Annotated in this window: 8 protein-coding genes; 2 read left to right on the top strand and 6 right to left on the bottom strand. The window is 43.7% G+C overall.

The window, feature by feature from the left end; genetic code table 11:
- Window positions 1-87 precede the first annotated feature (87 nt).
- A complete protein-coding gene (locus tag AAA970_RS19150) occupies window positions 88-465 on the bottom strand; it encodes a transporter (protein ID WP_338238503.1) in 378 nt (125 codons plus the stop codon).
- A 132-nt stretch (window positions 466-597) separates the two neighbouring features.
- On the opposite strand from AAA970_RS19150, the gene AAA970_RS19145 reads away from it, so the two are divergent.
- Window positions 598-1,761, top strand: coding sequence for a transposase (locus AAA970_RS19145; protein ID WP_338237823.1), 1,164 nt, complete (start codon window positions 598-600; stop codon window positions 1,759-1,761).
- Between the two features lie 4 nt (window positions 1,762-1,765).
- On the opposite strand, the gene AAA970_RS19140 is transcribed toward AAA970_RS19145, so the two are convergent.
- The 5 genes from AAA970_RS19140 to AAA970_RS19120 form a co-directional block, all read right to left on the bottom strand.
- Window positions 1,766-2,296: a SphA family protein gene (locus AAA970_RS19140; protein WP_338238502.1), complete on the bottom strand. Its 531-nt coding sequence runs from the start codon at window positions 2,294-2,296 to the stop codon at window positions 1,766-1,768.
- 151 nt (window positions 2,297-2,447) lie between these two features.
- Window positions 2,448-3,203 carry a hypothetical protein gene (locus AAA970_RS19135; protein WP_338238501.1) on the bottom strand — a complete coding sequence of 252 codons (756 nt, stop codon included), beginning with the start codon at window positions 3,201-3,203 and terminating at the stop codon, window positions 2,448-2,450.
- A 563-nt stretch (window positions 3,204-3,766) separates the two neighbouring features.
- Window positions 3,767-5,050 carry a hypothetical protein gene (locus AAA970_RS19130; RefSeq protein WP_338238500.1) on the bottom strand — a complete coding sequence of 428 codons (1,284 nt, stop codon included), beginning with the start codon at window positions 5,048-5,050 and terminating at the stop codon, window positions 3,767-3,769.
- A gap of 406 nt (window positions 5,051-5,456) precedes the next feature.
- Window positions 5,457-6,569, bottom strand: a complete 1,113-nt coding sequence (locus AAA970_RS19125; protein ID WP_338238499.1) for a BamA/TamA family outer membrane protein — start codon at window positions 6,567-6,569, stop codon at window positions 5,457-5,459.
- Between the two features lie 348 nt (window positions 6,570-6,917).
- The gene (locus tag AAA970_RS19120) at window positions 6,918-7,508 is read right to left on the bottom strand and encodes a hypothetical protein (RefSeq protein ID WP_338238498.1); all 591 of its coding nucleotides are present in this window, start codon (window positions 7,506-7,508) and stop codon (window positions 6,918-6,920) included.
- A 950-nt stretch (window positions 7,509-8,458) separates the two neighbouring features.
- Here AAA970_RS19120 and AAA970_RS19115 point away from each other — a divergent pair.
- Window positions 8,459-11,488, top strand: coding sequence for a SusC/RagA family TonB-linked outer membrane protein (locus AAA970_RS19115; protein WP_338238497.1), 3,030 nt, complete (start codon window positions 8,459-8,461; stop codon window positions 11,486-11,488).
- Window positions 11,489-11,504 lie beyond the last annotated feature (16 nt).

The raw sequence follows: 11,504 nt of genomic DNA, 5'->3' as shown, positions 1-11,504 counted from the left end.
AATTTTAATTTTTAAAAACCTCTTGATTCCCCCCGATCCTCTAATTTCCCGAACCTGATCAGCCATTTCAGCCATTAAAGCAGGCTGTCAAAAATTATAATTGACAATCAAGCGGAAGGCATTTCCTTGTGGACGGTATGCCGCCATCATCTCCCAATAGGAGCGAATAGCGAAAGAAAACTTTTCGGTAGTGGCATAACTCATCCCCCAACCAATACCATGTTGCTGGTGAAACATCTTTCTTAGCACCTCCGGGCCGCCCTTCTGTGCGGTGGTCTGGTACTGATGGAAGCCCACCAGGCCTACGTTAAAGCGTTTTTCAAAGGTCACCCCTAAGCCCCATTCAAAAGTATTGGTATTTCCGGCAGTAATTCCCGTCCCGGCCTGCCTGCTGCTCAGCTGATAAGTATTCATTCCCGTAAAGTGGAAGCGGTTATCAGTTCCGAAATAAAAAGTTCCGCCCAAAGTATCAATACTCCGTAGAGTTTTGAGCTATTGTAAAAAAAATGGTGACCTGTATATTTGTATCGCCAAACACCAACATACTAAGTCACCATCAAGAGCATCGAAACACTCCTAGCGCAAATATTCCATAAAATGTTAGACATTAACAAATGGGAGAGGGATTTCATGATAGAAAATTTGAAAGGACTACTGTCTTTCCGTGGTCGTAATAATTTCACCAACATGAGTCGGTATCTGCGGTACAATGAGGCCACGATTAGATCATGGTATGAAAAATATTTCAATTACCTTTTTTTCAATATTGAGCTCATTAAGACACTTAAAGATGAATTGCGCATCATTGCCTTTGATCCAAGTTATGTTTCCAAAAGTGGTCAACTCACCCCAGGTTTAGGGTACTTTTGGTCAGGCTGCGATAATTCAACAAAAAGAGGTCTAGAAATTACTGGAATAGCAAGTGTTGGCCTCGAAAGTAAAACCGCAATGCATTTAGAGGCCCATCAAACCTTTAAGAGTGAGGACGAGTCATTTAATTTGCTGACCTTTTATGCCAATTTGATTTTGTCAAATGTTGAATTGTACAAGCAAGTATCAGATAGTGTGGTTGTTGATGCTTACTTTTCGCGCTTTACATTCGTCGATCCAATAGTAGAAAAAGGGTTTATTGTCATTAGTAAATTGGCTAAAAACGCATTTCTTCGTTACAGAAATACCGAACCACCTACCGGAAAAAGAGGGCGACCCAAGGTCTATGGAGAAAAAGTGAAATTTAATAATCTTGACCAAAGACACTTTACACTATGTTTCAAAAATGAAAACTCGGAGGCTTTCGAAGCAGAGGTTCATAGTAAAAGTCTTAAACGATGGATCAAGTGTGTGGTCGTCGTTACTGAGCTTGACAATGGGAAAACCAGACGAGAAATTTTATTCAGTACAGACATTAATCAAAGCGGTTCCGCAATAATTGAGCGTTATCGACTTCGATTTCAAATTGAGTTTCTATTTCGAGATGCCAAACAATTCACCGGTCTGACTCACTGCCAAGCAAGGAGTAAAAATAAGATACATAATCACATCAATATGTCCCTAACGGCGGTGTCCGTGGCAAAAGCGCTTCACTATTTTGATAATAAAACCGAAGAAAAAGAACCCTTCTCATTATCAAGTATTAAGATGCTATATTTTAATCGAAACTATATCCAAAGAATATTTAAAGGGTTCGGGATTGCCCCCGAACCTTACGATAATTCAGAGCAAATGCTCCAGATAGAGAGATTTGGCTGTATTGCGGCCTAATTCTTTACGGAGTATTGAAAGTATAGAAATGGCTGAAATACCCTTTCCCCAAATTATTCGAAGCTCCGGCCTTATACCTTCCCGTTGGGGCAAAAAAACCAATCCGGGCCGTCAGTGCCATCCGATCAAAAGTCCAGGAAAGGGCTGCCGGAAAAACAATCATATCTCCAATGCCCGCTTGTTGTCCATTTAAGGAAAAATTGGAAGGGTTCAGGGCTAAATTTGCAATGGGTACTCCGGCAGCGGCGAAATATTTTCCGCCCAAAACCGGTTTGTCATGCACATAGGTTAACAAAGTGATATTGGCAAAGGCCATCACCGACTTCCCCATTTCATGTACCTCTCCATTCTCCATACGCATCTGACTGGCGTTGTAAATATGACTAATGTTGGTGAGCGAGAAACCGGGGGCCGGTGCATGTGCCGAACGCATCCCATTGATGGCATAACCATAATGCCCCGTCTCCAATCCCTGTGCTTTCGATACCGACACCAAAGCGATAATCAGTCCTATGATAATAGTAAATGTTCTCATTGTTTTGTCATTTTCTTGCTTCACTCAGAGCTGGGTAAGAAAGCTTCCAAAACCCTATTATGGCGCTGTCAAAAAAAGGGCGCTTCCTGAAAAGCATAAAAAAGAGGCCACCGAAGCAGCCTCCCGAAAATTGAGTGTTATATAGAAGTAATTATAAATAAAAAGTCATCCCCAGTCGGAATATATTCCCCATCCGCTGATCAGTTTTATAGAATCCGCTAATCTGAGCTTTGGGAGTCAGGGCATATTGTGCCATAAACTCACAGGCTAAATTGGTCTGCCCATTTCGAAAATCCGGCATTTGTATAACCGGAGTGATCATGCTAAAGAACCTTTCCGAGAACACAATCGGGGTGATCAGCTGAAAAGACATCCCATGCATTTCCCGGGGATCGCCAAATTTTTTCACACTTTCCGGATCGGTAGCCACCATTCGTTGGGACTGGTACATATAGGATAATACCGGAAAAAACGAGATCCAATCTGTCACCAATATTCCGGCAGTAATCCCCGGCGCTACAATCCACCGGCCACTCCCCAATCCTTTATTGAAATCCCCTGTCGGTGCATAAACATCAATCGATGGCCCAAAAGCGCCTAATACTTTCGAGTAATCCTTATGCGGTAAATAGAAGTAGCGCATCCGAATATCACCCAATCCCGTGAATTTTGAATTCAAATTGTGCAGGATCGGAAGCTCCCCCATCAGGAGGTGTTTTTCTCTTGGCGAATACATGATAGAGGCACGATATCCCACTTGCTGACTTCCCGCATTATATTCCAATTGGTTGTCCAATAAGGTATAAAAGTTGGTGGGCTTGGAAGCATCAATCGCGGCTTCCTGATCTTGTGCAAATACCTGAAAGGCAAACACCAACATCAATACAGATAAGAATAATTTTTTCATGATCACAATTTCATTTGCTTTCCCTCAAAGGGGAGATTAGTCTCGAAAAACCCTGTTCCCCTTTTCAAAAAATCACCCTGTTTTTGCCTTGCATCCCTCCCACGGTCTTCAGATTAATAAATTGGAATGGTGTTTTGCCACGAAAGCCCCCGTTTTCTTAATGGACTGAATTTTAACAGAAAGGGGAGAATGGGCAATAGCCATATGGATTTGAAGCCAACTATTGACCTCCACAACAAAAAAATTCTATTGCGGAAAAAGCATTTCATAGGAATAAGGCTGGGCTTTCTGTCCAAAAGACCACTCATTTTTCGAATACAAAGGGATGGAGCAGAACGGCTGAGAATAAACCCGAATTATTCACCGCAACATTCACCAACCGATCTTAATCAACTTATTTTCAATTCTTTAAAGCATATTTTCTTTGAATTATTATAGCCCAAATTTGTGCAAGCTTGCTTTCTCTCCTTCATCTGCTTCCCCTGAAAAAAAACCGAACCAGAAAAATCCCTTTATTCCTCCGCGTATGGCCTTGCAGGGCACAAAAGCATGCATCTTTCGGCTTAATACGTCAACATGATACGGATGCCCGGCACATAATTCATTTGATGATTAAATCCATAATAAGCCTGGAAATTGGCACTCATCGTCATCCAGGGTCGCAGGTAAACCTTATAGTAGGCGTCCAAGCCATACTCCAATTTTCCAGCATAGGCATTTGCGCCTTCATTCACCATCAGCCCGGCACCAAACTGGTCTCCCACCTTTCCAAAAGGAGCTTTTTTCACCAATCCCAATGCATAGGCCGCACGATATTTATCTACGCTCCCCCATCCCCGGGAGGCTTTTGCTGCAACGATCAGATTTTTTGCAACCTCCTGATTTCCTACGTATGCCCATCCGGTAGCTTTCTCCCTACGATTCGGATACTCTGCTTGCCTTAAGCCTTCAGCCTGATAATAGGTCAAAACATGGTAAGAGTAGCGGTTTTTTGCACTCGGCAAAGAGAATCGTAAAAATCCCTGCGTATTAACTGCCCCCTTACCAAAGAAAAAGGAAGCAGGATCCATAATCGGGTTTCGCTCCTCCAAATTATTGCGTATCGCCCCTATACTCAGGTAGTCCGTCAGATGATATTCCATCAGCACGCCAAAGCCTGCTTCTATAGGGGGAACCGGGTCAGAGGCCAGCGTTTTACTGAAAAATGTCATGCGGTCCCAGCCCGAATAACTTGAAAACAAAGTGGAAAATAAGGGGTCAATTTTACCGATGGAAATATCGAGCTTATCGTTAAAAAAAAGAATCTGAACATATAAATACTCCAAACTTAGTTCATGACCACTGGCCGAAAAGCCATTCACCGCGGAAAACATGCCCAAATATTTTGAAAACTGAGCCGTAGAGGCCCCTGATAAAAGGGAATTTTGCTCCACCCTTCCATGTACTTTCATTTTATAATTTGCCCTCTCCAGCCAGGTACCTTTATAAAAAACGCCTAAACTATGATTCAAACTATGCGTTCCCCGGTGGGCATTAAAGCCCTGCTGGAAGCCTGCTCCATAATAGGAAAGAAAGGCATGTCGTTTTTGGGAATAATTCCAATGATCAAAATTAGTCAAACGACGCTCCTTCTTCAACTGATGGGGCCATTCTTGTTGGTTTTGAAAGGCTTCCTCCAGCTCCTTTTCCACCATTTGCTGAGGAAATGGATGTTCCACTCTGGAAGAATCCCTTTGTGGGAAATTTGCTGCGGTGGCCATAGACACATTCAGGAGTAAAATCGCCAAAATTGCCAATATAAAAAGAAGCCATGCCCAATGCGGAAGTGGTGGGAAGTTTTTCATCATTTGTCCTGCGTTTTCAATTTTACCTTCACTCCTTATGGGAAATTTTCGCCCTTATCCCCTAAAGACAGGACAAAAAAACCGGCTCCTCCCTTTCCCATGAACCGGATCTAGCGCTTAAGCCGAATTAATCACCGCCAACTTTAGAAAGACACCCTAATGAACACCTTTTTTAGTGGGATACGACTGTTCTTTTTTCTGATGATCAAATAGCCCGAATTGGGCTATGCTTGCTTACTCATTTGCTTTTTTGGAAAAAAACAAAACAGGAAAAAATTCCTTCATTTTTCCCGCCATACCGCTAAATGAGGATTTTAATATGAATAAGCCGACGAAAAGGCCTCCTATCAGCTGTAATCAAAATTCATTTTGGATTCCGTCGAATTACCCCCCTCTGAAAAGTGCAAGATCAGAAAGCAGTCCCGATCCGCAGGTAGAGCCCTCCGTCCTGACGCCCCATGGCTACATCCATCCCAATAGTAAAGCGGGGCTTTTGCCATACCTCATAGCGAATCCCTGCGCCCACCGACGGAAAAATTTGCCCGTTATCCCGTGAGTCTACAGCCTGGAAAAGCGTCGCCCCCTCCACAAAACCCACAGCGCCCCATTTAGCATGGAAATTATACCGGTACTCTGCCTGAAACGTGAGCAAATGGTGAGCCCGATGCGCTCCGGTGGAATAACCACGGATATTACCATCTCCGAGAATAAACTGATCATTAAAGGAAATATACCCGCCTTTAAGCCCTGCATAAAACCGAAGTACCAGCACATCCTGCTCATTCCGGAGGGAAAAATATTGCTGAAATTCCATTTCCAGGATTCGGACAGGTTTCGCATTACCCATCCATTCCGGATGAATATAAAAGTTCAACTGTGCCAAAGAGCCATTACGGGGATAATAAAAGTCCGGCCTTTTATCCAGCGATAAATTCATTCCAATCCCGACCTGGGTCAACGAAAAAGCATCGGCTTCCTGCGATTTTATGCGCGTATTATACTGGGTTTGATAATAGGTCAGCCCTCCGTACAGTCTGGAAAAAAGACGCCGCTCCACCTGAAGAAAACCAAAATTCAGCCCACTTTCATAAGGAATAATTTCCCAATCCGGATGACGCATCACAAATTGATAATTGATCTGAGCCTGACCAAAGGCTGCTGTTAGTCGCCACCGGTCTTCATTGAAAAATAGTTGGGTAAATCCCATCCCCATCCTGCTTTTATTTTGGGCATACATTCCAAATAGGCCCAACACTGAGGCAGGCGAAAGGGTATCTTCGGCCACCGGATGAAACATCACCAGAGGAGCAAGGCCTACAGAAATGCCGGTGACCTCTTCATAATTCCCGTAAGGAACAGGAATAAAATGGAAATTCTTGTCCAGTTTTTCCGGATACAGCTTCACATCATTGGCGACCACTTCCTGTGCGGTTGCGCTCGCTGTACCTAAACATTTCCAAATAAAAATAAAAAAAAGCAAGGCCACTCCCACGGACCGGCTGCTGTCATCTGATCGCGTCATTTTTATTCCTTTCAAATTAACCGGCATTATTCACCGCCAGATATAGCAGAACACCCTGAGAGCGTGTTTAAAAGCCAAAATTCGCAGCGAAAATTTGAAGTATAGCAGCAGCGATACCCAAATATTTTGAGAGCGTTGAGAATTTATCCAAAATCGCTTCCAATTATTTCGAATTTGCAGCCGGGTGCTGCGCTTTTAAACATGCGCTAAGCCGCACCCAAAATTGAATCATTACAGAAACGACCCCGGAATTTTTTGGAAAAACAGCAGCCCTCTTGTCGAATGATTTTCGAGAACTACTCCCCAATAGTGATTTATCCGACGGGTATTGGGGTTTTGAACAGGCGTTTAGAAGTAAAGTGAAAAACCTACTCTTAAAGCACCATAGTATATCCCGCCAATACGGCGGTCCGACACATCGTAATACAAATCGACTGCCCACCTATCTTTCTCATAACCTCCACCAAAACGTACCGGACACACCATTTTTGGACTCCCATAAGGATTTTCCAATCCTTCAACACGTAACTCCCGCCCCAATATAACGGAAGGATTGAATCCAACTATTCCGTACATCCTACCCATGCCTTTAGAAAATATAGTTGGTTTAGCCACCAAAGAAAGTCCAAGCAAATCAATATGATGCTGAATTTCCGGGAACACCTGAGCGGGTTCGGCAGTATTGTGGAAACCGAAATTACTGTACTCCAATGCGGCCTCCAAAGGCCACTTCACGCCCAGGCCATTAATTCTCAACCCTAAAGCTGCATTAACCCCCATTCCGGGCTGCGCCGGAAAATTCCAGGGAGAGGACAAAACATGATTATGCGACCAACTCCAACGAATAAACATAGGAGTGGACACCTCCGGCTTGATGTCTTGTCCAAAACCTCTATGAACCAATATGATCATCAAAATCAACAGACCTACTTTTTTCATAAAACGATTCTTTTCCCTGAGATGGGAAAAACAGCTGGAAAAACCCTAAAGCCCTTAAGCCGAATTATTCACCGCTACATTTAGCCACTCCCCTTAAGTGGTTTATTCTTAAATCAATAAGGTTGTGCTTACTAATTATTTAAAAGCGCCAATTGGGGTTGCTTGATTTCTCCTCACTCCGCTGCTTCCTTGAAAAAAAATGAAATAGGAAAAATCCGCTCATTTTTCCCGCCTTGCCGATCAATCAAAATTAAAGCATTTACCATTAGAAGAAATTACCCGAGCGGGCACCCATAGATACAACCACCATTAGGCAGAACAGACTAAATCTCCGCTTTGATTTTGCCCCCTTCCTAATATAAAGATAGAAGAACAATAGTGGCCATAGTTGAAATAAACGAATTCGCATTCTGCTCCATCTTGGTTTGGCCACCTTGCGCCCTTGTGAATCAACCTTATGCACATCCTGCACAATTATTCTGAACCTTCCTGAGTCGCTAACCTATAAAATCACCTTATATTCCTCCCAAAAAATTAAACCGTCCTATTCAAGACATTAAGATGGGATTAAGTAAAATGAAACTCCCCCTGACTCCCCTGAAATAAAATGTGAATATTAAATTTTAGGCACGCATTTTGATTCGTTTTTTTAAAAATTTCAAAATCAATCAAGTCCTAACGATTAATCAATTGAAGTAAATGAATTACATTTTACGATTAACCAGGGTTACATTTAAATAAATCGTAAAAATAATCACCCTATAGTGCTTAATTTTTCAATATTCGTAAATTTGAACTGTTCGCTATTTGTTTGAACCTAAAGCAATGCAAAGTCGAACGAAATAACCTCTTCTGACTCCATTTGGATTATACACATTTTTGTTCACCTATTCTGAATTGAATATTAAACGGAAGTTTAACCTGATTCAGAAATTATTTTCCCAAAGTAGATGAAGAGATTCTTACTAATTGTCGCATGCTGGTGTACGAGCTTTGCAGCCATGGCACAGCACCAGGTAAAGGGTACCGTCACGGATGCCACCGATGGAAGCGGAATTCCCGGAGCAAACATTATTGTGGTAGGAGATGAGGGAACCGGAACGGTTTCTGACTTTGAAGGTCATTATACCTTAACGGTAGCGGAAGATGCAGAATTGCAATTTTCCTTTATCGGCTACAACCCACAAACGATTGCTGTCAATGGCGAGGCGGTCATAAATGCTGCATTATCTTATGATTTAGTGGAGTTGGATGATGTTGTGGTGACCGCTTTCGGTTTGAAAAAAGAAAAGAAAGCCCTGGCCTATGCGGTTGCTGAGGTGGAAGGTTCCGATTTGGCGGTAAGCCGCACAGGTTCGGCAGCCTCGGCACTTTCCGGCCGCGTAGCCGGTGTGGAAGTGGGTGGTAATTCCCCCGGACAAGCTTCCCGCGTTACTATACGTGGTAACACTTCTATCTCAGGTAACAACCAACCCCTTTATGTAGTCGATGGAGTGCCATTGGACAACACCAATGTTTCTTCCGCTGACCGTTGGGGTGGCGTAGATTTAGGTGATGGTATTTCCGGTTTGAACCAGGATGATATCGAGTCCATGAACGTCCTGAAAGGACCTGCAGCAACGGCCCTATATGGTTCCCGTGGACAGAACGGGGTAATTTTGATTACTACCAAAAGCGGAGAATCGCGAAATGGTATCGGAGTGGAATTCAATGCCAACAACTCCTTTTCTCAGGCGTATGGGGTATACGGCGACCGCCAAACTACCTACGGACAGGGTACCAGAGGAAATGCCCCTCGTAATCAGCAGGAAGCGATTGATACCGGTCGCCAGTCCTGGGGACCCAAAATGAATGGTCAGGAAGCGGTTTATTTTGATGGAAAGACGCACAATATGACTTCCGCCTATGATCCTATGGATTACTTTGAGACAGGCTATTCCCTGAACAACTCCATCGCCCTGACCGGTGGTAATGATAAAGTGCAGACGCGTTTCTCTTTCTCTGATGAGCGCATCAAAGGCGTCGTTCCAAATGAAGAGATCAAAAGAAACTCTTTGAACCTGCGTTCTACTGCAAGCCTGACAGACCGTTTCCGGGTAGATGCGAAATTAAACTACTCTACTCAGCGCGGAACCAACCGTATGAAGGGTTCTCAGGATCCTGCCAACGCACGTAAATCACTGGGCATCATCCCTGCTTCCATGCCGGTTGATTTGATGAAAGCCAACGCTCACCTTCCTATTAGCAATGATTCTTACACCCCAAACCTTTATTGGTTGGCCGAAAATATGGAAAACAACGATGAGCGCCACCGTTTGGTAGGGTACATTTCAGCAAGTTATGACATCACAGACTGGTTAACGGTGACTTACCGTTCAGGTGGTGACGGTTATGTCCTGAAAAACCGCGATCTGGCGCCTTTGGGTACACCATGGAACTCTCCGGGAGAGTTGGAAGAAAATTCTCAGACGGTAATCGAAATGAACCACGATCTTTTGTTTGTTTATAATAAGGACTTTGGTGCTGATTGGAATATCTCCGGTACTTTTGGAGGTAACCTGAGAACCAACCACATGGACAAAGTCGGCTATGTAGCGCGTGCATTTAATTCTGATGATTTTTATCACTGGACCAATGCACAAACGGTGGAAAACCGACGTGAGGTGATGAATCGAGAGACCCAATCTGTTTTTGGTTCTGCCGATATTGGCTATAAAAACATGGCCTTTTTGACCGTCACCGGACGTAATGACTGGTCCTCGACCCTGCCATCAGCGAATAACTCGTACTTTTATCCATCGGTAAGCTCCAGTTTTGTTTTTTCCGAAGCATTTGAATTACCATCCTGGATCTCATTCGGTAAGGCCCGTGCTTCCTGGGCGATGGTAGGTAACGATACGGATCCTTACCAATTGGCTTTGCTTTACAATTATTGGGGCGCAGGATTTCCTTCGGGAGGATTCCGTCCGCCACTTGGGGGAATAGAGCATGATGTGATGCCCAATGCTGACCTTCGTTCAGAAACCACCTATTCTTACGAATTTGGCTTCGACATGAACTTCCTGAACAACCGTGTGGGGTTCGATATTGCTTACTATAATCAACTGACTACTGACCAGCTTTTACCGGTTCAGATTTCTGAAACCACCGGTTATAAATACCAAATGGTAAACGCCGGATCGGTAAGAAACCAGGGTATTGAATTGATGATTTACGGTACGCCCGTGCAGACCGAAAACTTCTCCTGGGACGTGAATTTCAACTTCAACAAAAACGTGAATACGGTTGAAGAATTGATAGACGGGGTAGATCAACTGGTCATTGGGGACTTCGGAAGTGTGCAGGTACAAGCCAGACCGGGGGAGCAATATGGGGCTATCGTAGGCTATGATTATGCAAAGGATGAAAACGGTAATATCATGCTTAATGAGGAGGGCCTTCCTATGCAAGCTGCCGAACAAAGTGTATTGGGCCATGTGGTGCCTAACTTCACCGCCGGTTTAAGTAATAATTTCCGCTATAAAAACTGGAACTTAGGCTTCTTAATTGACATGAAGCATGGCGGATCTATCTACTCTTCCACTAATGCGATGATGTACTCCTCCGGAACACATATTAATACTTTGCCGGGACGGGATCAATACTACAGCGCACCAGAAGGTGACAAGGCTAACTTAATTGACCCACAGGATTGGTACGGCCAAATCGGATCGAACATTCAGTCAGAGTTCGTTTACGATGCTTCTTACATCAGAATGCGAGAGCTTTCAGTAGGATATAACTTCAATATGGAGAACATTAATGCCATCCAGTCACTGAAAGTATCCTTCGTAATGGGGAACCCCTTCTTCATTTGGAGAGCAGCGCCAAACATCGATCCAACGCAATTATTGTCTGCAGGAAATGATGGCTTAGGTTATGAAATGGGCGGATCTCCGGCCATCAGAACCTATGGTTTCAACCTCAACCTACGTCTGTAATCTGTTCACCAGTTAA

The organism is Persicobacter diffluens (assembly GCF_036244895.1).
In the GTDB taxonomy this organism is placed as follows: domain Bacteria; phylum Bacteroidota; class Bacteroidia; order Cytophagales; family Cyclobacteriaceae; genus Persicobacter; species Persicobacter diffluens.
The sequence above is the reverse complement of the archived record's forward strand: the minus strand, read 5'-3'. Positions and strand labels throughout refer to the sequence as shown.

Bases quoted from the DNA above. Each gene is read 5' to 3' on its own strand.
- AAA970_RS19140 (WP_338238502.1), bottom strand. From the start codon at position 2,296: ATGAGAACATTTACTATTATCATAGGACTGATTATCGCTTTGGTGTCG.
- AAA970_RS19145 (WP_338237823.1), top strand. From the start codon at position 598: ATGTTAGACATTAACAAATGGGAGAGGGATTTCATGATAGAAAATTTG.
- AAA970_RS19135 (WP_338238501.1), bottom strand. From the start codon at position 3,203: ATGAAAAAATTATTCTTATCTGTATTGATGTTGGTGTTTGCCTTTCAG.
- AAA970_RS19125 (WP_338238499.1), bottom strand. From the start codon at position 6,569: ATGACGCGATCAGATGACAGCAGCCGGTCCGTGGGAGTGGCCTTGCTT.
- AAA970_RS19120 (WP_338238498.1), bottom strand. From the start codon at position 7,508: ATGAAAAAAGTAGGTCTGTTGATTTTGATGATCATATTGGTTCATAGA.
- AAA970_RS19130 (WP_338238500.1), bottom strand. From the start codon at position 5,050: ATGATGAAAAACTTCCCACCACTTCCGCATTGGGCATGGCTTCTTTTT.
- AAA970_RS19115 (WP_338238497.1), top strand. From the start codon at position 8,459: ATGAAGAGATTCTTACTAATTGTCGCATGCTGGTGTACGAGCTTTGCA.